This window comes from Mesorhizobium sp. M4B.F.Ca.ET.143.01.1.1, assembly GCF_004792275.1.
Classification (GTDB): domain Bacteria; phylum Pseudomonadota; class Alphaproteobacteria; order Rhizobiales; family Rhizobiaceae; genus Mesorhizobium; species Mesorhizobium abyssinicae.
The window spans coordinates 76,012-102,169 of record NZ_SRSR01000009.1 but is presented as its reverse complement, the minus strand read 5'-3'; the positions used below and the strand labels follow the sequence as shown (position 1 = coordinate 102,169).

20 protein-coding genes are annotated in these 26,158 nt (G+C 65.1%); 12 read left to right on the top strand and 8 right to left on the bottom strand.

What is annotated here, in order from left to right; all coding sequences use genetic code 11:
* Positions 1–9 precede the first annotated feature (9 nt).
* Positions 10–870: a TIGR01459 family HAD-type hydrolase gene (locus EN786_RS22295; RefSeq protein WP_127310851.1), complete on the bottom strand. Its 861-nt coding sequence runs from the start codon at positions 868–870 to the stop codon at positions 10–12.
* 315 nt (positions 871–1,185) lie between these two features.
* Between EN786_RS22295 and EN786_RS22290 the strand changes: the two genes are divergently transcribed.
* The 3 genes from EN786_RS22290 to EN786_RS22280 all read left to right on the top strand — a co-directional run bounded on the left by EN786_RS22290 (position 1,186) and on the right by EN786_RS22280 (position 6,038).
* Positions 1,186–3,102, top strand: a complete 1,917-nt coding sequence (locus EN786_RS22290) for a TadE/TadG family type IV pilus assembly protein (RefSeq protein ID WP_245478352.1) — start codon at positions 1,186–1,188, stop codon at positions 3,100–3,102.
* A 199-nt stretch (positions 3,103–3,301) separates the two neighbouring features.
* Positions 3,302–5,266 carry a pilus assembly protein gene (locus tag EN786_RS22285; protein ID WP_189340576.1) on the top strand — a complete coding sequence of 655 codons (1,965 nt, stop codon included), beginning with the start codon at positions 3,302–3,304 and terminating at the stop codon, positions 5,264–5,266.
* A gap of 139 nt (positions 5,267–5,405) precedes the next feature.
* A complete protein-coding gene (locus EN786_RS22280; RefSeq protein WP_135908866.1) occupies positions 5,406–6,038 on the top strand; it encodes a LysE family translocator in 633 nt (210 codons plus the stop codon).
* A 163-nt stretch (positions 6,039–6,201) separates the two neighbouring features.
* On the opposite strand, the gene EN786_RS22275 is transcribed toward EN786_RS22280, so the two are convergent.
* The gene (locus EN786_RS22275; protein WP_127310852.1) at positions 6,202–6,906 is read right to left on the bottom strand and encodes a glutathione S-transferase family protein; all 705 of its coding nucleotides are present in this window, start codon (positions 6,904–6,906) and stop codon (positions 6,202–6,204) included.
* Between the two features lie 115 nt (positions 6,907–7,021).
* Between EN786_RS22275 and EN786_RS22270 the strand changes: the two genes are divergently transcribed.
* Both EN786_RS22270 and EN786_RS22265 read left to right on the top strand, forming a co-directional pair.
* Positions 7,022–7,375 (top strand): helix-turn-helix domain-containing protein, encoded by a 354-nt coding sequence (locus tag EN786_RS22270; RefSeq protein WP_127286644.1) that lies wholly within the window; start codon positions 7,022–7,024, stop codon positions 7,373–7,375.
* Between the two features lie 67 nt (positions 7,376–7,442).
* On the top strand, positions 7,443–7,958 hold the full coding sequence (locus tag EN786_RS22265; protein WP_127310853.1) for a CAP domain-containing protein: 516 nt from the start codon (positions 7,443–7,445) through the stop codon (positions 7,956–7,958).
* A 7-nt stretch (positions 7,959–7,965) separates the two neighbouring features.
* Here EN786_RS22265 and EN786_RS22260 read toward each other — a convergent pair whose 3' ends face one another.
* The 4 genes from EN786_RS22260 to EN786_RS22245 all read right to left on the bottom strand — a co-directional run bounded on the left by EN786_RS22260 (position 7,966) and on the right by EN786_RS22245 (position 14,569).
* Positions 7,966–10,704 (bottom strand): EAL domain-containing protein, encoded by a 2,739-nt coding sequence (locus EN786_RS22260; protein WP_246688749.1) that lies wholly within the window; start codon positions 10,702–10,704, stop codon positions 7,966–7,968.
* A 308-nt stretch (positions 10,705–11,012) separates the two neighbouring features.
* On the bottom strand, positions 11,013–12,545 hold the full coding sequence (locus tag EN786_RS22255) for a DHA2 family efflux MFS transporter permease subunit (RefSeq protein WP_127311646.1): 1,533 nt from the start codon (positions 12,543–12,545) through the stop codon (positions 11,013–11,015).
* A gap of 351 nt (positions 12,546–12,896) precedes the next feature.
* A complete protein-coding gene (locus EN786_RS22250; RefSeq protein WP_135908864.1) occupies positions 12,897–14,093 on the bottom strand; it encodes an HlyD family secretion protein in 1,197 nt (398 codons plus the stop codon).
* A complete protein-coding gene (locus tag EN786_RS22245) occupies positions 14,090–14,569 on the bottom strand; it encodes a MarR family transcriptional regulator (protein WP_127311648.1) in 480 nt (159 codons plus the stop codon). The genes EN786_RS22250 and EN786_RS22245 overlap by 4 nt, the downstream gene beginning before the upstream one ends.
* Before the next feature lie 194 nt (positions 14,570–14,763).
* On the opposite strand from EN786_RS22245, the gene EN786_RS22240 reads away from it, so the two are divergent.
* From EN786_RS22240 to EN786_RS22215, 6 genes are all read left to right on the top strand, one after another.
* Entirely contained in the window at positions 14,764–15,654 is an 891-nt protein-coding gene (locus EN786_RS22240) for a hypothetical protein (protein ID WP_127311520.1), read from the top strand.
* Between the two features lie 217 nt (positions 15,655–15,871).
* On the top strand, positions 15,872–17,011 hold the full coding sequence (locus EN786_RS22235) for an efflux RND transporter periplasmic adaptor subunit (protein ID WP_127311521.1): 1,140 nt from the start codon (positions 15,872–15,874) through the stop codon (positions 17,009–17,011).
* Complete coding sequence (locus EN786_RS22230; RefSeq protein WP_210212325.1) at positions 17,008–18,582, top strand: FAD-dependent monooxygenase; 1,575 nt, start codon at positions 17,008–17,010, stop codon at positions 18,580–18,582. Before EN786_RS22235 ends, EN786_RS22230 begins: the two co-directional genes overlap by 4 nt.
* A gap of 113 nt (positions 18,583–18,695) precedes the next feature.
* Positions 18,696–21,794 (top strand): efflux RND transporter permease subunit, encoded by a 3,099-nt coding sequence (locus tag EN786_RS22225; RefSeq protein WP_281405018.1) that lies wholly within the window; start codon positions 18,696–18,698, stop codon positions 21,792–21,794.
* Positions 21,795–21,869: 75 nt separating this feature from the next.
* On the top strand, positions 21,870–22,280 hold the full coding sequence (locus EN786_RS22220; protein WP_127312281.1) for a hypothetical protein: 411 nt from the start codon (positions 21,870–21,872) through the stop codon (positions 22,278–22,280).
* 29 nt (positions 22,281–22,309) lie between these two features.
* On the top strand, positions 22,310–22,642 hold the full coding sequence (locus EN786_RS22215) for a hypothetical protein (RefSeq protein ID WP_135859303.1): 333 nt from the start codon (positions 22,310–22,312) through the stop codon (positions 22,640–22,642).
* Between the two features lie 14 nt (positions 22,643–22,656).
* On the opposite strand, the gene EN786_RS22210 is transcribed toward EN786_RS22215, so the two are convergent.
* Positions 22,657–24,156 carry a winged helix-turn-helix domain-containing protein gene (locus EN786_RS22210; RefSeq protein WP_127285528.1) on the bottom strand — a complete coding sequence of 500 codons (1,500 nt, stop codon included), beginning with the start codon at positions 24,154–24,156 and terminating at the stop codon, positions 22,657–22,659.
* A 148-nt stretch (positions 24,157–24,304) separates the two neighbouring features.
* Between EN786_RS22210 and EN786_RS22205 the strand changes: the two genes are divergently transcribed.
* Positions 24,305–25,138 carry an AraC family transcriptional regulator gene (locus tag EN786_RS22205; protein ID WP_127285527.1) on the top strand — a complete coding sequence of 278 codons (834 nt, stop codon included), beginning with the start codon at positions 24,305–24,307 and terminating at the stop codon, positions 25,136–25,138.
* Here EN786_RS22205 and EN786_RS22200 read toward each other — a convergent pair.
* Positions 25,135–26,070 carry a bifunctional helix-turn-helix transcriptional regulator/GNAT family N-acetyltransferase gene (locus tag EN786_RS22200; RefSeq protein WP_127285526.1) on the bottom strand — a complete coding sequence of 312 codons (936 nt, stop codon included), beginning with the start codon at positions 26,068–26,070 and terminating at the stop codon, positions 25,135–25,137. The genes EN786_RS22205 and EN786_RS22200 overlap by 4 nt on opposite strands.
* Positions 26,071–26,158 lie beyond the last annotated feature (88 nt).

Sequence of the window (26,158 nt, the reverse complement as noted above, 5' to 3'; positions counted from 1 at the left end):
GGAACGCCCCTATTGCAGTCTCGGAATGACGGCGACCGGGCGGTAGCCATGCTTTTCCAGGAAGGCGGCCAGCCGCTCGCGGTCGGGCCGCAGCGGGTCGCCATAGTCGCGGGCATGGATGCCGCCCGAGACATAGAGCACTTCGAAGCCATTGTCGGCCGCGCCCTTGATATCGGTCATCATGCCGTCGCCGATGGCCAGCACCCGCGAACGCTCGACCGGGCGACCGATCAGGCTGGCAACCTCCTTCATCGCAACGTCGTAGATCGGCGCGTAGGGCTTGCCGGCGATGAGCGTTCGCCCACCGAGCTGGGCGTAGTCGCGGGCAAGCGCCCCGGCGCACCAGATCATGCGCTCGCCGCGCTCGACCACGATGTCGGGATTGGCGCAGATGAAGGGCAGATCGCGAGCGCGCAGCCGCCGCAGCAGCTCGGCATAGTCGGACGGTTTTTCAACCTCGTCGTCGAACAGGCCGGTGCAGACCACGCCCGAGGCCTCGAACTCCTCGACCAGATCGACGCCGAGCCCGTCATAAAGGGTGAAATCGCGGTCGGGACCGATATGGAAGATCTTCCTCGGCCCTTCGGCAATCAGGTCGCGGGTGACATCGCCGGAGGTGACGATGCGGTCGTAGGCGTCAGTGGGGACGCCGATCGCGTTCATCTGCGCCACTACATCGGCACTGCGGCGGGGCGAGTTGGTGATCAGCACGACGGGCACGTTCGCCGCGCGCGTCGCGGCCAGCGCCTGCGCGGCCTGCGGAAAATGCCATTCGCCATTGTGCACCACGCCCCAGACATCGCACAGGATGGCGTCGTACGAGCCCGACAGGTCCGCGAGCGAGCCGATGATGTCGGGCGAATCCGCCATGCCGTTTTCCCAAGGTGGTTGTTGCGAGAGCCGCCGCCGACGGTCCGCCGCGGCCGGTCCCGCATTAACCGAAGCGCCTCATCCTGTCACCAGCTTTCGACAGGCACCGGCCGCGGCGGCGGGACGGATGCTGAAGACCGGACCTGCGTCGCGGTGGAATTCCCGGGGCATCCGCGCAGCTGGCCCGATAGTTAACGAGCCTTGAAAACGCAGGTTGATGTTGGATGCATTCGCGCAACCTGAAATTTAATGATCTGTGGGCATGGTCGCAGATCAATTACGACTTTGGTCGTACATTAGCGGGGGCTAAAGGCGATGATCCGCAGATTCGAAGCGACGATGCGCAGGTTCGCGCGCGACAGGCGCGGCAACTATGCCTTGATCGCCGCCATCGCCATGGTGCCCCTGATGGGCGCGGTTGCGCTTGCGGTCGACTATACGGACCTGGTGCGCCAAAAGCAGGAAACGCTGAACGCGCTGGATGCCGCGGGCGTCGCCACCGCGCAGCAGATCGTCGCCAATGTAAGCGACGCCGATGCCAAAGCCTATGCGAAGAACTTCTTCGAAGCCAATCTGTCGCATGTCAGCCCGGCTGACACGGCGCTGAGCGTCACCTTGCCCAGCAACAATGCCGGCGGCGGCACGCTGAAGCTTTGCGCGACCCTGCGCTACCATCCTTATTTCCTGCCAGCCGCGGCGATGCTGATCGGCAGGACTGCCGGCGACACGACTTTGACCGCGTGCTCGGAAGTTCGCCTCAAGAACACTCTCGAGGTTGCCCTGGTGCTCGACAATTCCGGCTCGATGAGCACGAATGGATCCGGTACCGGCCAGCAGCGCATAGAGCTGCTCAAGACCGCCGCGACCGAACTCGTCAACACGTTGGCCCTGCAGGCAGGGCAAATGAAGCAGGTCACCAAGCCGGTGCAATTCGCCCTGGTACCCTTTTCGGCCTCGGTCAATGTCGGCTCTGCCAACAAGGACAAGACCTGGATGGATCTCGACGGCATCTCGCCGATACATCATGAGGATTTCGACTGGACCCAGATGTACAAGACCGTCTCCGGCGTCGATCCGAACAAATACATCGAGAAAGTCGGTGCCGCCTACTACCAGAGGGGCACCGGCTGGGGAGCGGACGCGGGCAAGGCAATGACCCGCTTCACCCTCTACCAGGATATGATGGCCACGACGCGAACCTGCACCAAGAAGAAGAACGGCTCGTGTCAGACTTATGTCGACACGACCGCCCAATACCAAGCCTGGAAAGGCTGCGTGGAAGCAAGGCCGTATCCTTACAATGCCGACGACACGACGCCGACAACGTCCACACCCGCCAGCCTGTTCGTGCCGATGTTCGCTCCGGACGAGGCCGGCAATTTCTGGACCGACTCCACCCACGCCAGCACGACGTCATGGGGTTACCCGAACAATTGGTGGGTGGACTCGGCCGACAGCCTGGCCGTCGCGAAACGCCAGTCGGACATGCGAAAGTATTTCGTCACAAAGCCCTACAATGCGGCGGCGGAGCCGGTTGACGGCGGCCCCAACTCCGGGTGCACGACTTCCGCCATCACACCGTTGCAGGACATAACCACGACCACAGGCAAGAGCACCATCACAAACGCCATCAGCGCAATGACGCCGACGGGCAACACCAACGTGCCGGAAGGGCTTGCCTGGGGCTGGCGGGTGCTGTCGAGCAATGAGCCTTTCACGGACGGTCGGGCCAACAGCGAAAAAGGCAACGACAAGGTCGTCATCGTGCTGACCGACGGCGCAAACACCTACAGCCCGATCGCCGACGCCACCTATGCCAAGAACATGTCGACTTACGCCGCGTACGGCTACACGGGCCTGACCTATCCAGGCTCCGGTACGGTGACCCGGCTGTTCATGAACACCAGCGCTTCCGTTGGCAAGACGACCTACACCGGCGCCAACTACACGACGGCGCTCGACGAGCAGATGCAGACGCTTTGCGCCAATGCAAAGAATTCGAACATCATCGTGATGACGGTTTCGCTTGACCTCGTGGACACCAAATCCGCGGAAAAGGCCGCAATGACCGCGCTGAAGACGTGTTCCTCGGACTCGAGATTCCGAAAAGACCCGGCCGACCCGACCGGCAAGACCGCGGCCAAATTGTACTGGAACGCGACCGGCGCCACGCTGTCGAAAAGCTTCAAGGAAATCGCCGACGAACTGTCGAACCTGCGCATCGTCGGCTGATCGACGGGCAATCGACGCGGCGAAACGCGCTGCCTTCGCGGGGCGTTTGCTTGAACGCGGCGGCCTTGCCCGGCGCGATTGGTTAGCGTTCGGTGAAACACCGAGGCTGCAATCGAGCGGTTTCCCACACCCGTCCTTCAGCGTTTTGTGAAACGGTGGCCCTGGGCAAAAAATCCGCAGGCGGGGCCGCTTACAACACATGCGTGGATTCTGGCGTGACTTCTGCCGCGACCGGCGCGGCAACTATGCTCTCTTGACCGCGGTCGCCATGGTGCCGCTGATGGGCGCCGTGGCGCTGAGCGTCGACTATTCCGGCGTGGTCAACGAGAAGCAGAGGGTGGTGAACGCGCTCGACGCCGCCAACTTCGCCACCGCCCGTCGCCTTGCCGAAGGCGCCACCGACGACCAGCTGAGGGCCTACGCGCTGGAGTTCTTCAGGGCCAACCTCGGCGACAGCATCGATCCGGCCAACACCACGCTCAGCGTCACGCTGCCCAGCAGCACGACCGGCGGCGGCCTGGTCAAGCTCTGCGCGGCGCTGGTGTACAAGCCCTATTTCCTGCCGGCAGCGGCACTGCTGGTGGATAAAGAGTCTTCGGACGTCAATTATTCCGTCTGCTCGGAAGTGCGCCTTAAGAACACGCTCGAAGTCGCCATGGTGCTCGACAATTCCGGCTCGATGAGCAACCTCGGCACCGGTGCGGGGCAGAAGCGCATCGACCTGCTCAAGCAGGCCGCCAAGCAGCTCGTCGACACGCTGGCGCAGCAGGCGGCCGCGATCAAGCAGATCGACAAGCCGGTCCAGTTCAGCATCGTGCCCTTCGCCGCCTCGGTGAATGTCGGGACGCAGAACGACAATGCTTCCTGGATGGACACCTACGGGCTGTCGCCGATCCACCACGAGAATTTCGACTGGACGACGCTGAACGCCACCAACAAATACGCGCAGAAGATCAACGGCATCTGGTACAAGAAGGGCTCAGACTGGGGCGAGCAGGAAGGCCAGATGCTCACCCGCTTCTCGCTCTATCGCGACATGAAGGTGGTCACCAGCCACGAGCGCATCGTCGGGTCCAAGCGTGTCGTGTGCGACGAATACCGCTCCAACCACACCTGCAAGCGCAGCCACGACGAATACGACTATAACGACACCTATGGCCCGTTCGCCAGCTGGCAGGGCTGCGTCGAGGTCAGGCCCTACCCCTACAACGTCAATGACGCGGCGGCCTCCGGCGGCCCCAACAACACCGGCACCGGCGTCGGCGACCCGGCGACCATGTTCGTGCCGATGTTCGCGCCGGACGAGCCTGGCAACCACTGGTATTTGACGCAGGATCCCGACGAGGCGAAGCCGGTGACCTACGGCGCCGCCAACAGCTGGTGGAACGACGATCCGACAAGCACGACCGGCAAGACGCGGCAATCCAACATGGCCAAATATTTCCAGCCGCGGCCGATCAATGCGCCGGTGCTGTCGACCGGCGCCGGTCCCAACTACAGCTGCACCACGACACCGATCACGCCGCTGACCGATGTCACCCAGGCGGCGGGTCTGACGGCCATCAAGGCGGCGATCGACCTGATGCAGCCGAACGGCAACACCAATGTCCCGGAAGGCATGGCCTGGGGCTGGCGCACCGTGTCGAGCACCGAGCCCTTCACCGAAGGGCGGCTGGAGAGCGAGCGCGGCAACGACAAGGTCGTCATCGTGCTCACCGACGGCGAGAACACCTATTCGACGGTCAGCAGCGACCCGGCCGGCAACAAGTCGACCTATGCCGCCTATGGCTACACCGGCCTCGCCTATTACGGCACCGCCGTGACCCGGCTGTTCACCGGCACATCGAACGCCATCGGCCAGTTCAACTATTCGTCCAGCAACTACACCGCCGCGCTCAACGAGCAGATGGCGAGCCTGTGCGACAACGCCAAGGCGGCCAACATCATGGTCATGACCGTCGCGCTCGACATGTCCGCGACCGATGCCGGCGACAAGAAGGCGATGGACGCGCTGAAGGCCTGCTCTTCCGACTCGCGCTTCCGCAAGGATCCGACCGATCCCAGCAAGCCGGCCAAGCTGTTCTGGAACGCGACGGGCGCCACGCTGTCCGACAATTTCAAGGAAATCGCCAACGAACTGTCGAATTTGCGGGTGGTGGGGTAAAGCACCCGGCGTTGGAGGAATGGCGCCGGCGCGGACGCTGCCAATTTTCAACGCTGGAGCAAGAACTCCCGCCGGCATGCCCTTGCGGTCGATGAAAACGCGTGGTGAATGGGCCCCGCCACCACCCGGAGACGCATCGATGCCCGACACCGCAAACCACTTCGCTTTCGCGCTGGTCTGCCTCGGCATGGTGCTGACGCCCGGGCCGAACTTGATCTACCTGATCTCGCGTTCGCTGTCGCAAGGGCCGAAGGCCGGGCTGATCTCGCTCGGCGGCGTCGCCTGCGGCTTCCTGTTCTACGTGGTCTCGGCGGCCTTCGGCATCACCGCGCTGCTGCTCGCCGTGCCCTTCGCCTATGATGCGCTACGCATCGCCGGCGCGCTCTATCTTCTGTGGCTCGCCTGGCAAGCGGTGAAGCCCGGCGGGCGCTCGCCGTTCGAGGTTCGCGAATTGCCGAAGGATGGACCGCGCAAGCTGTTCGCCATGGGGCTGATGACCAATCTGCTCAACCCCAAGGTGGCGGTGCTCTACCTTTCGCTGCTGCCGCAGTTCATCAGTCCCGGCAAGGGCCATGTGCTGTCGCAGCTTCTGGTGCTTGGCGTCACCCAGATCTCGATCAGCCTCACCGTCAACGCCATCATCGCGGTGACCGCCGGTTCGATCGCGACGTTCCTCGCCGGACGGCCGTTGTGGATGGTCATCCAGCGCTGGATGATGGGCACGGTGCTGGCGGCGCTGGCGCTGAGGATGGCGACCGAGGCGCAGCGCTGACGGCGAAAGTATCCAGCCGTTCGGCGCCGCCAAGTTACACGGCCTCCAGCATGGAGGACGACGACCTTTCAGGCACCTTTCGTCCTGGCTCTGGTGAAATAGGTCCTATTCGGGCGGCGCCAGCCACGCTGGCGCCGCCCGTTGACCAAAGGCGCGTCGTGTATCAGGCCGCGAAGCGGTCGATCACCTCGGCCAGCGGGACATGCCCCAGGCAGGCGCCCGAGCCGACAGGCATTTCGCCATTCTCGACGGCAAGCGCGTAGCGCACCTCTGGCACGGCCTCGATGCGGCGGCGCAGGGCGGCAAGCCTGGGGTAATCGGCGCCCTCGATGGCCTGGTGAAATTCGGCCCAACGCGCCACGCCGATCAGCGTGGTATCGGCCAGCGTCAGCCGGTCCCCGGCCAGGAACTCGGTTCCGTTGATCATCTCCTCAAGCTGGTCGTGACGCTCGGCGACGGCCTTGCGGCCGAAGTCGCGCAAGGTCGCCTGCAGCACCGGATCCGGCGACGCCATTTCCAACGCCGCCCAGAGCGGCATGAAAGCGGCGGTGAAGCCGGTGTTCACGAAAGCCACCAGCTGGTGCATCCGATCGGCTTCCGGCGTGCGCGGATCGAAGCTGATGCGGCGCTGCGTATCGCGGGCCTCGAGCCATGCGGTGATCGCCATGGTCTCGGTCAGCACCTTGCCCTCGTCCGTGATCAGCACCGGCGTTTCCTGCCGGCCGTTGATGCCGGCATAGGCTTCGTTCTTCATGTCGGCCAGCATGTCCACCCGGCACAGCCGGTAGGGCAGCCTGAGGCGTTCGAAGGCAGCGACGAGCCCCATCGAGCTTCCCGCCGGGAAGCCGTAAAGGAGGATAGGTTCCATGTGTTGTCTCTTCCATGTTCGAGGGTCACGCCGCGCAGCGAAACTTGACCCTAAACACCGGTCGCCCCATGTAAATTACGCACTATTCTGTAACCACGCGTCCAGGTCCCTCCCCATGAAAGATGTCGTCTCGCGCTGCCCGATCGAAGAGACCATGCGCGTGCTCAGCGGCCGCTGGCCGACCTTGCTGCTCTACTATCTGAAGGACGGCACCAAACGCTTCAGCGAACTCAGGCGCGACAATCCGACCGTTTCGCACCGCATCCTGGCGCTGGAACTGCGCAAGCTGGAGGACGCCGGCATTGTGCGGCGGACCGCGCATCAAGGCTACCCGCTGCGCGTCGACTACGACCTCACGGCACCCGGCCGCCAGCTCGTGCCGCTGATCGATGCGCTCGGCGCCTGGTGGGTGCACACGGCCGGCGATCGGACCGGCGGCTCGGAAGCAAATCTCGAAACCGCAGCCTAGGGCCGTCTGCCGAGATTTTCGCCGCCCTGCCCGGCAAAAGCCATGATCACCATTATTTCAGGCGGGCATGACCGTTGCGCGACTCGAAAACCACCCGATCCCGAACCCGAACAGGCGCCTGCTGCTGAAGGGTGCGGCTCTTGCCGCGCTGGCGGGCCTTGCCGCCTGCTCCACCACCGTGCTGCCGACCGGCGAAGGCGCAGGCGTCTCCTCCTCCGCCACGACGACGCTCGCCGGCATCCGGTCCACCGCCGGGCTGCCGGCGCTGGTTCCGGACACGCAGCTCGAGCAGGCAGCCTTGCAGCAAGCCGGATACATGGCGTCACGTGCCCGGATGACCCACACCACCGGCTGGGGCAAGGATTTCGCCTCGCGCATGAAGGACAATGGCGTGCGCGGCGCCGCAGGCGAGAACATCGCCGAGGGCCGCTTCGACCTGCAGAAGCTGTTCGACATCTGGATGCATTCGGACGGCCACCGCCGCAACATGCTCGACCCGGACTTCTCCCGCTTCGGCCTCGCCTATGTGCGCGACGGCCGCGATCCGAGCCTGCGCTACTGGAGCCTCGTGCTCGGGCGATAGGCCTCGCCTATCTCTGTTTTGTCGTCAGGGTTCCCGACGCCGGAACGCCTTGGCCGTCATCCGCCACGCTCGCCGTGTGGAGCAGCTTCTCGATGCCCTGGGCAGAGACCGGCTTGCTGAAATGATAGCCCTGCATTTCATCGCAATTGTTCTTGCGCAGGAAGGCCACCTGGTCGTCTGTCTCGACGCCCTCGGCAATGACCCTCAGGTGCAGATTCTGACCCAGCGAAATCACGGCGCTGGCGACAGCCTGATCGTTCTCGTCGGCGGCGAGATCCTTGATGAATGACTTGTCGATCTTCAGCCGCGCCACGGGAAAGGTCTTGAGCGCGCTAAGGCTGGAATAGCCTGTTCCGAAATCGTCGATCGATATCTGAACCCCCAGGCTCTGCAAGGCGTCCATCGTCGCGACCGCCAATTCGACGTCCTGCATGATAAGGCTCTCTGTTACCTCGAGCTCGAGATATCTGGCCTCCAGGCCGCTGTCCGTCAGCGCGTTCACGACACGGCCAATCAGGTTCGGTTCCCTGAATTGCCGCGCCGAGACGTTTACGCAGACCGTCAGGGGCGGCAGACCGGCATCCTGCCAGGCCTTGTTCTGCCGACAGGCTTCGTGCAGGACCCAGTCGCCAATCGGCACGATCAGCCCGGTCTCCTCGGCGGTCGGAATGAACGTGTCCGGCGCCACCATGCCTCGTGTCGGATGCTTCCAGCGCAGCAAGGCTTCGACTGCAAAGACCTCTCCTGAGCGAAGATCGACCTGCGGCTGGTAGAGCAGAATGAACTCCGAGCGCGCCAGGGCATTTCGCAATTCCTCCTGAAGCAGGAATTTCTCATGCGCCCTGGTGTTGAACTCGGGAGCGTAGAACTGGAAATTGTCGCGGCCGAATTCCTTCGCGCGGTACATTGCGGCATCGGCGTTGGCCAGCAGCTGATCCGGACTCGTCCCATCCTTGGGATAGTTGGCGATGCCGATGCTGGCCGTCGCCCTCAGCCGATGCCTTCCCAGATGAACCGGCTCCGCGATCGCCGCCCGGATCTTTTGCAGGGTCTCCGAGATCAGATCGACGTTCGTCGGCTGGTCGAACAGGACTATGACGAACTCGTCGCCGCCAAGCCGCACGACGGTGTCGGTCGGCCTTACGCAGTCTACCATGCGGTTGGCAACGGTCTTCAGCAGCACGTCGCCGGCATTGTGGCCGAGCGTATCGTTGACGAGTTTGAAATTGTCGAGGTCGATGAACACCACCGTCACCCAGCGATCGTATCGCTGCGCATAGAGCAGAGCCTGCGAGAGCCGGTCCTCGAGCAGAGCGCGATTTGGAAGCCCTGTCAGCACATCATGGTTGGCCATGAAATGAATCTGGTCTTCAGCCAGTTTGCGCTCGATGGCGATGCCTGCAATCCGCGTCGTGAAGTCGATCAGCCGCGTTTCGGCCTCGGTCGGTTCGCGCACCGTCATCGAATACATCGCAAAGACGCCGAGCACGGCGCCTTGATGCGACAGGATCGGGGTCGACCAGCAGGAACGATAGCCGAAGGGCGCCACCACCTGGCGGTATTCTTCCCAAAGCGGGTCCTGCATGATGTCCGCGACGATGACCGGCTCCCGCCGGTAGACGGCGGTGCCGCAGGATCCAACCTTGGGGCCGATGGCGATCCCGTCGATGGCAGCGGTATATTCCTTCGCCAGGCTCGGCGCGCCGCCGTGCCGCAAATGGCTGCCGTCCTTGTCCAGCAGCAGGACGGAACCGAAGATCCCGGTCAGCTGCGACTCGACGAGGCGCATCAGACGGTCGAGCACGTCTTCGAGCAAAGCGCTCATCGCGATCATTTCCAGGATGTGCGCCTGCCCCTCGCGAAGGACGTCCGCCTGCTTGCGTGCGGTTACATCGTGAGCGATGCCGACCAGACCGATGATGTCATTGTGGGCATTGCGCAACGGCACCTTTGTCGATGACACCCACTTGCCGGCGCCCGACGCGTCGACAATGAACTCTTCCTTGTCGATCATGGGTTGGCCGCTGCTGAGCACGTTCTGCTCCACCGCGCGAAATTTCTGCGCAAGTTCCGGGGCATGGAGATCAAAATCGGTCAAGCCGATCATGTCACTCGTCTTCCCCCGCCCGCTGTCGACCGCAAGCGCCCTGTTGGCCACGACGAAGCGGCTCTCCGTGTCCTTGACCCAGAGATAATCGGGCACCCAGTCGATCAGCGTTTGCAGCGAGATGCGCTCGTCGACGATCTGTCGGTTGGCAACGAGCGCAGTAATGTCCTCATGCGTGGCCACCCAGCTGCCGTCGGCCATGGGCTGATGGCAGACCTGAACCGTCCGACCGTCGGCGAGGTTGGCGGTCCATACCCTTGGAGCCATGCCCGAATTGACGGAGCGGGCCAATGCAAGATAGGCGTCGGCATCGGTCACAGATGTCCCGGCGGCGACGCGATGTTCGACGATTTCCCGGAGCGTCACACCCGGCTGCAATTGCTCTGGCGCAATGTGGTAGATTTCAGCGTAGCGGCGGTTGCACAGGATCAGCCGTTCGGCGGCGTCGAAAAAGCAGATGCCCTGCGAAACATTGTCGATCGCCGTCTCAAATCGCAGCGCCTGCCCTTCGAGCGTTGCGATCCTGGCTCGCAGATCGCGCTCGAGCGTTTCGTATGAAGCGATGGTCAGCTTCGCCAGCGCCGCCAGATTGGCCGACTCGGGTGTCTCGGCGGCTTTCCTGGATGATTTCTCGCCCAAACAGAGTTCCTCCAGTTTGGTGCCGGCGCAAAGCAACACGGCTCGCTTTCAACCCAAAAGCGACGACATCGTGATCGATATATACTAATGGTAGATGAACCAGGCGCAGTCGGTTGTAGATATCCGAGAATCCTTGCGCTGTTCTCCCGGCCACGATTTCAGTCCCGGATGCAGGCGCGGCGGCTCCGCCTCGCGATCAGAGCAGTTCAGCGTCTGGTAGAACCGCTGAACTGCTCTGACTATTTGTTTGTACGCAATTCCGGACGGAAAACCGTTTCACACTTTTCCTGGAATTGCTTCAGCAACCGTCAGTCCATGTGCGCGGCAGGGGCGCCGGCGGCCGGCGCCGCCTTCGGCTTGCGCAGCAGGAAGACGAACGGGATGGCGAGCAGCGTCATCACCATCAGGATCTTGAAGTCGTTGACGTAGGAAATCATCATCGCCTGGAGGTTGACCAGCCGATCGACCTGCGAAAGCGCCGTCGGATCGCCGCTCGCAGCCGCCGGCGAGGCCGACCACAGATTGGGGTTGAACGGGTTGATGAAGGCCGCAAGCTCGGTGTGGTTGATCTGCGTGTTGCGCACCATCAGAACCGTCACCACCGAGACGCCGATCGAGGAGCCGAGATTGCGCACCAGGCTGAACAGCGCGGTGGCATCGGTGCGGTAGCGCGCGTCGAGCGTGGCGAAAGCGATCGTCGACAGCGGCACGAACACCATGCCCATGCCCAGGCCCTGGATGACGCCGGAGGTGAGGATGAGCCAATTGTCCATCTGCGGCGAGAAGCTGGACATGGTGTAGAGCGACTGCGCGGTCAGCAAGAAGCCGATGACGACGAGGATCCTGGCGTCGACCCTGTGCATGATGCGGCCGACCAGGAGCATCGAGATCATCGTGCCGATACCGCGCGGACCGATGACGACGCCGATGGTCATGGTCGGATAGCCGAAAATGTTCGCCAGCATGGGCGGCAGGAGCGACATCGAGGCCAGGATGAGCACGCCCATGACGAAGATAAACGCCAGGCCGGTCACGAAATTGCGGTCGAGGAATATCTTGGGGTCGATGAAGGGGTGCTCCGCCGTCACCGTGTGGATGGTGAACACCCAGAAGCCGGTGATGGCAAGGCCGAGCTCGATCCAGATCTCGACGGAGGAAAACCAGTCGACCTCGCCGCCGCGATCCAGCATCAGCTGCAGCGCACCGACGCCGAGCGAGATCATGGCGAAGCCGAAGAAATCGAAGCTGCGCACGCGCTTGGCGACCGGAGGCAGATAGGCGGCCATGCCGAGGAAGGCGAGGATGCCGACCGGCAGGTTGATGAAGAACACCCAGCGCCAGTTGAAGTTCTCGGTCAGCCAGCCGCCGAGCGTCGGGCCCAGGATCGGCCCCAGCATGATGCCGGCGCCCCAGATGGCCATCGCCTGGCCGTGGCGCTCCCTCGGGTTGATGTCGAGCAGGAAGGTCTGCGACAGCGGCACGATCGCGGCGCCGAATACGCCTTGCAGCAGCCGGAACAGCACGATGGTCTCGAGGCTCCACGCCAGGCCGCACAGCATGGAGAAAATGGTGAAACCGACAACGGCCGTCAGGAACAGCTCCTTTCGGCCGAGCCGGTCGGCAAGCCAGCCGGTGACCGGCGTCATGATCGCCGCCGCGACGATGTAGGAGGTCAGCACCCAGTTGATGTTGTCCGGGGAAGCGCCGAGATCGCCGGTCATGGTCGGCAGCGCGACGTTGGCGATCGTCGTGTCAAGCGCCTGCATGACGGTGGCCAGCATCAGCGCGACGGTGATCAGGCCGCGGTGCGGTACTTCCTTGAAGGGTTCTGGCGTGCTCATGATGCGGAACTTCCAGCAGGTAACAAAAGCGTGTACACGAGGGTTTCCGGGCGGCGAGGCCTTCCGTTTGGAGACCCTCATCGCGGTGGGACGCGACTATCGATGTGGGGGTTACATCGAACGAAAGTCTCTGTTGATCGGACGCCTGCCGCCCGGAAACCTGAGGACCGAAGAGGTCTGTGTCGAAGGCTTCAGGTTTCGATCAGGCCGCGACGCGGCCCGGTTCAAATCCCGATCCTCCCCACTCCTCCCATCGGACCAATCCCCTGCCGTTTTGCTTCCACCCGCCGGGTCCCCGGCAGGCTTCCGCCACTTGTCCATTCCGGCCGCCAGGACGTCCGGGATCGTCGCTTACTCGGCCGCCTCGCTGGCCGTGGCGTGGCCGAAGATCTTCGGCAGGCCGCGCGCCACGCCGGTGTCGACGGTGACGGTGGCGCTCATGCCGGTGCGCAGCGCCATTTTGGCGTCGGGGTCGGTCAGCTCCAGGCGTACGGGAATCCGCTGCGTGACCTTGACCCAGTTGCCGGTGGCGTTCTGCGCCGGCAGCAGCGAGAACTCCGCCCCGGTGCCGGCGCCGATCGCCTTGACGGTGGCCTCGAAGGTCTTGCCCGGATAGGTGTCGACGACGATCTCCGCCTTCTGGCCCGGCTTCATGTGGGTGAGCTGGGTTTCCTTGAAATTGGCGTCGATCCAGGTGTCGCCGGTCTCGACCAGCGAGAACAGCGGCGTGCCGATGGCGACATACTGGCCGACCTTGAACGAGGAGGCCTGGCTGACGACACCGTCGGCCGGCGCCGTGACCGTGGTCTGCGCCAGGTCATAGGCGGCCTTGTCGCGCGCGGCCAGCGCCGCCATCACCGTCGGGTGCTTGTCGGTCTCGATGTCGGGATTGCCGCCGAGCGCCGCCTTGGCGCTGATGATGCCCTGCTCGGCCACCGCCAGCTGCTGCCTGGCCTTGTCGAGGTCGTTCCTGGCCTCGTCCAGCGACGACTTGGCGTTGATGCCCTTCTGGGCAAGGTCGGCGGCGCGGTCGTATTGCGACTGCGCGTAGGCGACTTCGCTGGTGTCGGACTTCTCCTGCGCCATCGCCTGGCTGTAGGCGGCGCGCAGCTGCTCGACATTGAGGCGGGCGGTGGCGACCGCCGCTTCGGCCTGGGCGAGCGCGATCCGGTAGGATTCGGGGTCGACAGCGAACAGCACGTCACCCTGCTTGACGAGCTGGTTGTCGGCGATGCCGACCTTGACGATGCGACCCGCCGTGTCGGAAGCGATCGACACCTTGGCCTGCTGCAGATTGGCGTTCTCGGTCTCCTGGTAGCGGCCGCCGGTGACCCAGACGTAGGCGCCGCCGGCAAGCAGCGCCGCGGGCAGCGCGACCATCAGGAGGAAGCGGCCGGCGCGGCGCTGCTTCTTCGGCGCCGGCTGCGGCGAGGGAGCGAGCTCCGCCGGGGCGGCCGCCGGCTGCGCCGGCGCCTCGGCGACCGGCTGCGCCGGCGCTTCCCGTTCCAGCCTGGTGACCTTTTCGTCCACCTTTGCTACCGCGTTCATGCTGCTGTGCCTTCCGTAGTCTTCATTTTTTCCAGCGACGACGCTTCGCCGTCGGCCAGGTTCTGCACGATCGTATCCAGCGCCCGGATCAGGACGCGGCGATCTTCCGGCGACACGCCGACCAGCGATTCCTCATAGACCTCGCCGGCGAGGCTCTTGACGTGGGCATAGGCCTCGCTCGCCTTGGCGGTCGGGAAGATCATGCGCACACGCCGGTCCGTTGCGTCGGGGCGACGTTCGATCCAGCCGCCCTCCTCCATCCGGTCGACGAGGCGCGAGACGCTGATCGGCTCGATTTCGAGAAGCTCGGCCAGTCGCGCCTGGGCGACACCCGCCTCCTTGGCGACACGGACCAGAAGCCGCCACTGCGCCGAGGAAAGGCCGAAGCCGCTGGCGCGCGCCTCGAAGCGCTTGCGCATCAGGCGCTGCACGTCGTGGATCAGGAAGCCCAGTCTGTCGATGCCGTCGGAAACCATGAGCGGCATATATAATAAGCGTGCTTAGTATTCAAGGGGACGGCGTTGATCCAGAAGGCCGCAACAGTGCATGGCAGACCCGCGACGCCAGCATGGTTAGCGGTTGGTGAACACCGAACCTGGCCTGACACAGGCTGTTTCCGCGGCGTGGTTTGCTGCATAGATGCCGGGCTCGACGCGGGGACTACGGGGAAATGGCCGACATCTGGCAGGTGGGGATCGTTCCAGTGCCGATCCAGGGCGTTCTTGCCGCCGACGGCCTGGACAGGCGCCGTGTGATCTGGCTGCCGCCGCAAGGCTCGTTCCGCTTCATCGCCGACCCGTTCGGCCTTCCCCACGGCGATCGCTTCACCGTGCTGGTCGAAGACTATGACCACCGGGTGAAGCGCGGCGAGATCCACTACTACAGCTACGACCGGGGCTGGACGCTGAGGGAGCGCGGCATTGCGCTGAAGGAGCCGTTCCATCTTTCCTACCCGCAACTGATCCGGTCGGGCGAGGACATCTTCATGCTGCCGGAGGCCTACCAGAGCGGCCGGCTGACGCTCTATCGGGCGGTCGATTTCCCGACAAGGTGGGAGCCTGCCGCCGTGCTGCTGGAAGAGCCGGCGGTCGACTCGACCGTCTTTCACCATCGGCAGCGCTGGTGGATGTTTCATGCGCTCTTCGGACCGGACGGCAGGGACACGCGCGAACTGCATGTCGCCTTTGCCGACAGCCTGACCGGCCCGTGGCACAAGCACAAACAAAACCCGGTGCGCACGGGCCACGCATCGTCGCGGCCTGCCGGCTCGCCGTTCCTGGACGGTGACAAGCTTTATTTCCCGACACAGGACTGCACGACCGGCTACGGCCGCGCCATCAATCTGCTCGGCATCGACCGTCTGACGCCTGAGGAGTTTTCGGCCGATATCGTCAGGCGCCTGTCGCCCGAAGGCTGGCACGACGGTTTCGACCAGGGATTTCACACGCTTTCGGACGGCGGCGGCGTCACCTTGATCGACGTCAAGCGCATCGACCGCTCGCCGATGCGCCACCTGATCAAGCTGCAGCACTGGCTGCGCAGGCAGGCACGCCGGGTTTGAACGACACCTGAAGCCGGGAGACCGACGCCCGCCAGGGAATCGTCTCAGCCAAACATCGGAAAATTTTCAGAAACCGTTCGGGATTTCGCGGACCCGGAGTCGCAAAAAGATCGGGCTGGCAAAAGACAGGCCGCAACGCCCGATCGTCCCCAGCCAAACGCATTTTCCGGTCGCCGCATCCTCCCAGCGCGGCCGCAACCTTGGTCATGGAGACAACATGATTGCCGAACTTCTTCACAACAGGCCGCTGAGACGCCGCCTTGTCGCCGGATCGATCGCCGTCCTTGCCTGCGGCGCCGCGATGGTCTGGCATGGTGCCAGAAGCGAAGCCTCGAACGCAAAGCCTGACGCGCCGGAGACGAAGCTGGTCAAGGCCGTCGAGGTGACGCCGGTTGCCAATGCCGATGTCCGCACCGCCATTGGCGAGATCCGCCCAAGGCTCGAGAGCGACCTCGGTTTTCGCGTTTCCGGAAAGCTCATCGAACGCATGGCCGAGATCGGCTCGACGGTGAAGAAGGGCGAGGTGCTTGCCCGCATCGACGACCAGGATTACCGCAACCGGCTGCTCAGCGCCGAGGCGGATGTCGCGGCGGCGCAAGCCGTGCTGGTCGAGGCGAGCGCAGCCGAGGCCCGCATCGGCGCGCTGCTCGCCAAGGGCTTCACGACGCGCGCCAGCTACGATGCGACGCTGAAGAACTTGCGTTCAGCCGGGGCCAAGCTGAAGTCGGCGAATATCGCCTTCCAGATGGCGAAAGACCAGCTCGGCTATACCGAGCTGCATGCCGATTTCGACGGCATCGTCACCGCCACCGGCGCCGAAGCCGGCCAGTCCGTCAATGTCGGGCAGATGGTGGCGCGCGTCGCCGATCCGAGCAGCCGCGACGCGGTGTTCTCGATCGCCGAAGCCGCCTTCGCCAACACGCCCGACACCAGGCGGCCGCCGAAGGTCACGGTTTCGCTGCTCAGCAATCCGGCGATCACGGCAACCGGTACCGTGCGCGAGATCGCGCCGGATGCCGATGCCGCGACCCGCACCTTCCAGGTCAAGGTCTCGCTCGAGAATGCGCCCGCCGAAATGCGCTTCGGCGCCAGCGTCGGCGGCCGCGCCGAAATCGCCAGCGCGCCGGTTGTGGTGCTGCCCGGCAGCGCGCTGTTCGACAAGGACGGCAAGCCGGCGGTCTGGGTCGTCACCGCGACATCCGCCGTCGAGCTCAGGCCTGTCGCCGTCGCCCGCTACGAGACCGACCGCGTCGTCGTCAGCGACGGGCTCGCCAAGGGCGACCTCGTCGTCACCGCCGGCGTCAACCGGCTGCGCGAACATGAAAAAGTCCGCACCGCTGAAGGGGAAGAGAAATGAACATGTCAAAGACCAAGGTCCTGATTGCCGGCGCCGGTCCGACCGGCCTGACGCTGGCGCTGTGGCTGACCAGGCTCGGCGTGCCGGTGCGCATCTTCGACAAGGCCGCCGCTCCCGGCGAGACCTCGCGGGCGCTTGCCGTCCAGGCCCGCACGCTGGAGTTCCACCGCCAGATCGGCATCGTCGACGACGTGCTCGCCGCGGGCGTGCGGCTGGAGCGGCTGACCCTGCACACACCGGCCGGCGTCGCGGCACGGCTGCCGCTGTCGGATTTCGGCCGCGGCATCAGCCCGTACTCCTTCGCCTTCGCGCTGCCGCAGGACATCCACGAACGCTTGCTGATCACGCATCTCGAGCGCGCCGGCGTCGAGGTCGAGCGCGACACCGAGCTGGTCGCCTTCCAGGACAAGGGCGAAGCGGTCATTGCGACGCTGAGCAGGAACGGCCGCACCGAGACTGTCAGCGCGGCCTATCTCGCCGGCTGCGACGGCGCCCGCAGCGCCGTTCGCCATGGGCTGAACATCGGCTTCCCCGGCGGCACTTACGAGCAGTCCTTCTACGTCGCCGACGTGAAAGGCAGCGGCGAAATCACGCCCAACGGCATGGACACGACGATCAGCAGTTATGGCTTCGCCATCGTCATGCCGGTCCGGCAGTCGGGTTCGGTCAGGCTGATCGGCATCGTGCCGAAGGCGCACGAGGCGGACGAGACGATCACCTTCGAGGCGATCCGCGCCGATGTCGAACGCGACACCGGCGTCAAGGTCCATGAGGTCAACTGGTTCTCGACCTACCGCGTCCATCACCGCGTCGCCGAGCGCTTCCGCGCCGGCCGCGTATTCCTGTGCGGCGATGCCGGCCACATCCACAGCCCGGCCGGCGGCCAGGGCATGAACACCGGCATGGGCGATGCGGTAAACCTTGCATGGAAGCTCGCCGCCGTGGTCCAGGGCCGTGCCGATGCGCGCCTGCTCGACAGCTACGAGCCGGAGCGCATCGCCTTCGCCCACAAGCTGATCGAAAGCACCGACAAGGTGTTCCGCTTCGTCACCAGCCGCTCGCGGCTGGTCGGCCTGTTCCGGCGCTATCTGATGCCGAAGATCATGAACGCCGCGCTGCACACGTCGTTCGGCTCGCGCGCCTTCTTCGGCGTGATCTCGCAGGCGGCGATCGAGTACCGCGCCGCGCCGATCAGCGCGGGCACGGCCGGCAAGGTCAGCGGCGGCGACCGCCTGCCCTATGTGGTCGGCGCGAGGGGCGACAATTTCGAGCCGCTGCGCTCGCTCGACTGGCAGATCCATGTCTATGGCGAGGTCAACGCCGAATTCCGGGCGATGCTCGCGCCGGCCGGCATCCCGGTCCATGCCTTCGCCTGGTCGGAAGCGGCCGGCAAAGCCGGCCTGCAGCGTGACGGCGCCTATCTGGTGAGACCGGACGGCCATGTCGCGCTCGCCTCGCCGGTCCAGGAGGCGGCGACTTTCCAGCGCTACCTCGCCGGCCTCGCCATCAGGCCGAGGACCGCCGAGCGCGCGCCCTACCGTGTGCCGGGCACCATGCACAGCCTGGCCTGACTTGCGACGGCGCCCGCCACGCGGCGGGCGCTGTCCGAACCCAACCATCATTTTTCGCTGGCCGGCAAACGCCGGCGGAACGCGCCTTCACGCGCGCTGAGAGGGATTGCATCATGACCAGCTTCAACCTTTCCGAATGGGCGCTGCGCCACCGGAGCTTCGTCATCTACCTGATGATCGCGGCGGCGCTTGCCGGCCTCTACGCCTATCAAGGCCTCGGCCGCGAGGAGGATCCGCCCTTCACCATCAAAACCATGGTGGTGAAGACGATGTGGCCGGGCGCCACGACCAGCGACACGGTGGAGCAGATCACCGACCGTATCGAGAAGAAGCTCGAGGAGCTTCCCGACCTCGACTACGTCAAGAGCTACACCAAGCCCGGCGAATCCGTGGTCTTCGTCAACCTCAAGGACACGGTCGCCGGCGACCAGGTGCAGCCGCTCTGGTACCAGGTGCGCAAGAAGCTCGACGACATCAAGCCGACGCTCCCTTCCGGCGTCCAGGGCCCGTTCTACAATGACGAGTTCGGCGACACCTATTCGCTGATCTACGCGCTGACCTCCGACAGTCCAAGCCATCGCGAGCTGAAGGACCTGGCCAGCAGCCTGCGCGCCGGGCTGCTCACCGTGAAGGATGTCGCCAAGGTCGATCTGGTCGGCCAGCAGGACGAGAAGATCTACCTCGAATTCTCGACGCAGAAGGTGGCGGCGCTCGGCCTCGACGTCGGCACGCTGTCGCAGGCGCTGCAGGCGCAGAACGCGCTGACGCCGAGCGGCACGGTCGATGCCGGCCCGGAGCGCATCGCCATCCGCGTTTCCGGTTCCTTCACCTCCGAGGAGAGCCTGAAGGCGATCAACTTCTACGCCAACGGCCATTATTTCCGCCTGGGCGACGTCGCCGAGGTCAAGCGCGCCTATTCCGATCCGCCGCAGCCGATGTTCCGCTTCAACGGCAAGCCGGCCGTCGGCATCGCGGTCTCGATGACCGCTAGCGGCGACGCGCTGGCGCTGGGCGAGAACGTCAAGGAGAAGATGCACGAGATGGAGGCCGAACTGCCGCTCGGCGCCGAGCTCGGCCTGGTCGCCGACCAGTCGCATGTGGTGGAAGAGTCCGTCGGCGAGTTCACCAAGAGCCTCGGCGAAGCGATCGCCATCGTGCTTGCCGTCTCGCTGCTGGCGCTCGGCTGGCGCCCCGGCATCGTGGTGGCGGTCGCCATCCCGCTGGTGCTGGCGATCACCTTCGTCACCATGGAGTATTTCGGCATCTCGCTGCAGCGTATCTCGCTCGGCGCGTTGATCATCGCGCTCGGCCTTCTGGTCGACGACGCCATGATCGCGGTCGAGATGATGATCTCGCGCATGGAGGAAGGCCACGACAAGATCTCGGCCGCCACCTATGCCTATACCTCGACCGCCTTCCCGATGCTCACCGGCACGGTGGTGACGATCGCCGGCTTCGTGCCGGTCGGCTTCGCCAAGAGCGGCGCCGGCGAATACTGCTTCTCGCTGTTCGCGGTCGTCGGCATCGCGCTGGTCGTCTCCTGGATCGTGGCGGTGCTGTTCACGCCGCTCACCGGCGTCTTCCTGCTGCCGGAGCGCATCAAGGGCCATGACAGCCATCAGCCGTCGCGCATAGCCCGCGGCTTCCAGGCGCTGCTCGAAATGGCGATGCGGGCGAAGTGGCTGGTGTTGTCGGCGACCGCCGGGCTGTTCGCGCTGTCGGTCGTGGCCATGGGCTTCGTCGGCCAGGAGTTCTTCCCGAAGTCCGACCGGCCCGAGGTCATGGTCGATCTCACCCTGCCGCGTACCGCCTCGATCAAGGCGGCCGACGCGGTGGTGGAGCGCGTCGAAAAGCTGCTCGCGGCCGACCCGGACATCGACCACTGGAGCTTCTACGTCGGTCAGGGCGCGGTGCGCTTCTACCTGCCGCTCGACGCGCAGCTCGCCAACGACTTCTTCGCCCAGGCGGTGGTGGTGACCAAGGGCCACGCCGTGCGCCAGGCGGTCATCGACCGGCTGGAGAAGAAGCTGTCGACCGGCTTCGACGATGTCATGGCCCGCGTCACGCCGCTGGAGCTCGGACCGCCGGTCGGCTGGCCGCTGAAGTTCCGCGTCAGCGGTCCGGACCCGGACAGGACTCGCAGCCTGGCGCAGCAGTTCGCGCAGGTGCTGGGCAGCGATACCGCGGTGCGCAACATCAACTACGACTGGAACGAGCCGGCCAAGGTCATCAAGGTCGAAGTGGACCAGGACCGGGCGCGTGCACTCGGCATCTCCTCGCAGCAGCTCTCCGAGACGATCAACGCGGTGCTGTCCGGCTCGAAGATCACGCAGATGCGCGACGACACCTACCTCGTCGACATCGTCGCCCGCGCCGTGGAGTCCGAACGCGCCAGCATCGACACGCTGCGCGGCCTGACGATCAGCGCCTCGGGCGGACGCCGCGTGCCGCTCGAACAGGTTGCCAAGCTCTCCTACCAGACCGAGCCGCCGCTGATCTGGCGCCGTGGTCGCCTGCCGACGGTGACCGTCCAGGCCGACGTCGCGCCGGGCAGCGATGCCACCGCGGTGACGCGCAAGCTGGAGAAGGCGATCACCGCCTTCAAAGCGGAGCTGCCGGCCCGCTACAGCGTCGAACAGGGCGGCGTGATCGAGGACAGCGCCAAGGCGCAGGCCAGCATCTTCGTGGTCTTCCCGCTGATGCTGTTCATCATGGCCACGGTGCTGATGATCCAGCTGATGAGCTTCCAGCGCCTGGTGCTGGTGCTGCTCACCGCTCCGCTGGCGCTGATCGGCGTCTCCGGCGCGCTGCTCATCTCCGGCGCGCCGATGGGCTTCGTCGCCATACTCGGCGTGATGTCGCTGATCGGCATGGTGATCCGCAACTCGGTGATCCTGATCACGCAGATCGACCAGCACATCGCCGACGGCGAGGAGCCATGGGCGGCGGTGATCAGCGCCACCACGCACCGGCTGCGGCCGATCCTGCTCACGGCGGCGGCCGCCATCCTCGGCATGATCCCGATCGCGCCGACCGTGTTCTGGGGGCCGATGGCCTACGCGGTGATGGGCGGCCTGATGGTGGCGACGGTGCTGACGCTGGTGTTCCTGCCGACGCTTTACGTCACCTGGTTCGGCATCAAGGCGCCGGCCGAAACGACAGCAGCGGCGGCCGCCGTGGCGATCGCCGAGCCGCAAGCCATCGCCGCCTGAGGCGGCGACGCATCCCGGCCAAGCCACGGCGGAATGCCGCCGTGGCAGCCAAACACGAAACCGAAGGAAACGACCATGACACCGTTCTTTGGAAACCTGCTCGTCCGCGTCAACGCCGGCTTCCTGATCCTGGCATCGGCCGGCGGGCTCGCCACCGACATTGCCGGCTCGTTCTTCGGGCGCGGCGCCGAAGCCATACTGCTCGCCGACGCGCCCGGCACCGGCATCGGCTTCATCGAGGCGCACGGACTGGCCCTGATCATCGGGGTCACGCTCTCGCGCATCGCCTATTCGCGGACCTGGCATGCCTTCCTGGCTGCCGTCCACATGCTGCTCGGAACGGCAAACCTGTTGTTCTGGCAGTTCTTCATCGCCGCCGACGTGCTCGTCGTCGGCTACGTCACAACCGCGGCGCACTTTCTGTTCGTGGTTGCTCACCTCGCGGCTCTGGCGGGCACCGCCCGCCTTGCCGCGTCCCCCCGTTGAACTTCGATCGAGCCTTAAGGAGAGAGAACATGCGTATGAAATCAATAACGAAAATGCGTTCGGCCGCTGCCCTGCTCGCCATCGGCATGGCCGCCGTCGAGATCATCGGCGGCACGGTGCCGGCGCTGTCGCTGGTCGGCGCGGCCGAGGCCCGCGTCGGCCATCCCTGGACGCCGCGCAGCGCCGCTGGTGTCGCCCGCCGCAACACGACATGGCGGGTGCTGAGGCACACCACCGCCTGGGTCGCGACCTTGCCGGCCGGCTGCGTCCGCACCAAGGTCAACGGCTTCGACGTCTGGCGTTGCGGCGGCACCTACTACCGGGCCTATCAGGGCCGCTACATCGTGGTCGTCGTCGATTGACGATCGGCCTCGGGCTAAACCTCGCCGAGGGCAATTCGCACGCCTTCGGCGAGATGCTCGGCATCGGCCCGGTTCTCGAAGGGCACGCCGCGCAGCGCGTAGTCGAGCGGCGCAAAAGCATCGCCCTCCTCGATGAGGGCGATCTGCCGCCGCGCCTTCTCCATGTCGCCCATCTGGGCATAGCAGGCCGCCAGTCGCGTCCGGATCCAGGGTGCCGGACGCGTGGCCAGTTCCAGCGCTTCCGCCGCCTGCCGGTATTCCCCCATCATATAGAGCGCCAGCGCACGGTCGAACTGGTACCAGTGCGGGTGCAAGGGATCGATGCGGATGCCGCGCGCCAACCAGGTCAGCGCCTCCAGCGGCCGGCCGCGCATGGTCAGCAGCATGCCCATCTGCTCGATGCTGTCGGCATCGCAGGGATTGAGCTGCAGCGCGATGCGCATGTGGTGCTCGGCCGCCTCGTGGTCGCGCATGTAGAGGCGGATCAGCGATTGCACGCGATGGCCGGTCGGCTGGTCCGGCGACAAGGCCAGGCCCTTGTCGGCAAGGTCACGCGCGTTCTGCAGCACCGCGTCGCTGGCGCGGCCGAACTCTCCGTCCAGCGAGCGCGCCAGGGCGAGATAGGTGTAGGCCAGCCCATAATTCGGATCCTTGGCGATGGCCGCCTCGAACAATGCCTCCGCGCCGCGCTGGTCGGTCTGGGCCGGATCGCGCAGCAGCGCAAAACCGCGCAGCAGAAGCTCATAGGCGGCGAGGCTGGTCACCGGCTTGCGTGAGGCCTGCTCCAGCCCGGCATTGGTGACCCGCGTGACCAGCCGGCTGACGATCTGCTCGACGATCTCGCCTCCGGTCGCGAACAGGCCAGCGCCCTGCGACTGGTAGCGGTCGCCCCAGAGCTGGCTGGCGGTCGCGATGTCGACCAGGCTGACGGCCACCACGACATGCTCGCCCTGCCGGCGCAGCGACCCTTCGACCAGGTAGTCGGCGCCGATGCGGGCACGGATCTGCGGCCACTCGCCACGGCCGAACGAGGAGAAGGAAAAGCTCGAATTGCGCGCCAGCACGGTGACTGTGCCGAAGCGGGCCACGCCGTTGATCAGATCCTCGGCAAAGCCGTCGACCATCGCTTCGTCGGCCGGATCGCCGCTCTCGTTGCGAAAGCGAACGACCGCCACGATCGGCTGGGAACTCATCTCTGGCGCGGGTTCCGCCTCTGCGGCAAGCATGTAGCCGCGCTTGGAGACGGTGCGCACCATATCCTCGCCAAGCACCTTGCGGATTTCGCGCACCGACTGGGTGAGCGAATCCTCGGTGACGTAGACGCCCGGCCAGACAACGTCCATCAGCTCCGCTTTCGGCACGACACGGCCCATGTTGCGGGCAAGATGCGAAAGCAGGGCGTAGGCCTTGGGACGCAGGAACAGCGGCTCGTTGACGCCGCGCAACGTGCCCATGGCGAGGTCGAGCGTGAATCCGCCAAACCGGTATACCTGATCGGCAGCCGCCGTGGTCATCGGGACACCCCTTCCCCGGACAAGGATCATGCCGCTTCGATTCCCACATCGACGAGGCATGACCGACGCATTATTGCCCACTGCGCAATTTGGATCAAACTGGCAGTCCGCGCGGGCATTATCGTCGGCCGGCCAAATGCGAGGAACCATGAATCCGACCGAGAAAGCGCTGTGGTTTGTCGAAAGCCACCTGCCGGACGCGATTTCGCTCGACGATGTCGCGCAAAGCAGCGGCGTGTCGCGCTTCCACGTGACGCGCGCCTTCGGCGCCGCCACGGGGCGCTCGGTGATGGGCTACATGCGCGCGCGCCGGCTGAGCGAGGCGGCGCGCAAGCTTGCCGGCGGCGCGCCCGACATCCTCTCGGTCGCGCTCGATGCCGGCTACGGCTCGCATGAGGCTTTCACCCGCGCCTTCCGCGACCTGTTCGGCACCACGCCGGAACTGGTTCGCGCGCAAGGCTCGACCGACACCCTAGACCTCGTGGAACCGATCCTGATGGACCAGTCGTTTCTCAGCAATCTCGAACCGCCGCGCTTCGAGACCAGCCGCCCCTTCCTCATCGCCGGGCTCGGCGAACGCTACAGCTGCGAGACCAGCGCCGGCATTCCGATGCTGTGGCAGCGTTTTGGACCCTATATCGGCAACATCCCCGGCGAGACCGGCGACGTCGCCTACGGCGTCTGCGTCAACGGCGACGACGCCGGCAATTTCGATTATGTCGCCGGCGTCGAGGTCAGCGATTTCTCGGAAGTGCCGAAAGAGTTCTTCCGCGTGCGCGTGCCGGCGCAGAAATATGCGGTGTTCTCGCATCGCGAGCACATCTCGACCATCCGCCGCACGGTCAACACGATCTGGAACAAATGGCTACCGGCCTCCGGCCACGAGGTCGCCGACGCGCCGGAGTTCGAGCGCTACGGCCCCGAATTCGATCCGCGCAGCGGCAATGGCGGCCTGGAGATCTGGATACCGGTGAAGGGTTAGAGCGACAAATTCCAGGTCTGGCCGACCAGATCCTTGCCGAAGGAATGGTGGCGTTCTTCTTCCGTCAGTTCGAAGCCCGCCGCCTGATAGATGCGGCGGGCCGAGCCGAGGATGTCGTTGGTCCACAGCGTCAGCGTCCTGTAGCCTTTGACGCGGGCAAAGCCGATGCATTCATCCACCAGCCGCCTGCCGATACCAAGGCCGCGCGCGGACGGCTCGACATAGAGCAGGCGAAGCTTCGCCACCTGGTCCGACTTGCGCACGAGGAAGACCGAGCCGACGACCTCTCCTTCCCGCTCGGCGATCCAGGCACGCTCCCATTTCGGATCGAACTTCCTGACGAACTCGGCCAGGATCTCGGCGACCAGCGCCTCATAGGTTTCGTCCCAGCCATAGTCCTGCGCATAGATGAGGCCCTGGCGCCGCGTGACCCAGCCGATGTCGCCGACCTGCAAGGGCCGCAATACATACGGCACCCTGGGTTCCGGCTGATCGCCGAGCAGGCGCTGCACGGTGCCCATCGCCTTGACCAGCCTGTCCTGCTCGGCCGGCGGCAGCTTGTCGAGCAAGGCCTGGACCTGCGCATGCGAGTCCTTGTTGAGCGGCGCGAAAGCATCCCTGCCCGCCTGGGTCAGCGCGATCGAGGAGCGCCGGGCGTCGGCTTCGGTAGCGGCGCGCTCGACGAGACCGCGTTCCTCGAATTTCTTCAAGAGACGGCTGACGTAGCCGGCGTCGAGGCCGAGGTCGCGAACAAGGTCGCTGGCGACGAGGCCATCGTGATGGGCGAGCTCATAAAGCACCCGCGCCTCGGTCAGCGAGAACGGGCTCTTCAGCAGGCCTTCGTCGAGCAGGCCGATCTGGCGTGTGTAGAAGCGGTTGAAGGCGCGCACGGCGTCGATGCGCTCCTTGCCGGGTGGATGATGGATGGTCATGGCGCTTCTCCTGTCAGGGAGAAGATCGGGTATTTAGTTGACGGAGTCAAGTAAATGCTTGCTCGAAGCACCAGACAGAACGCCTGAG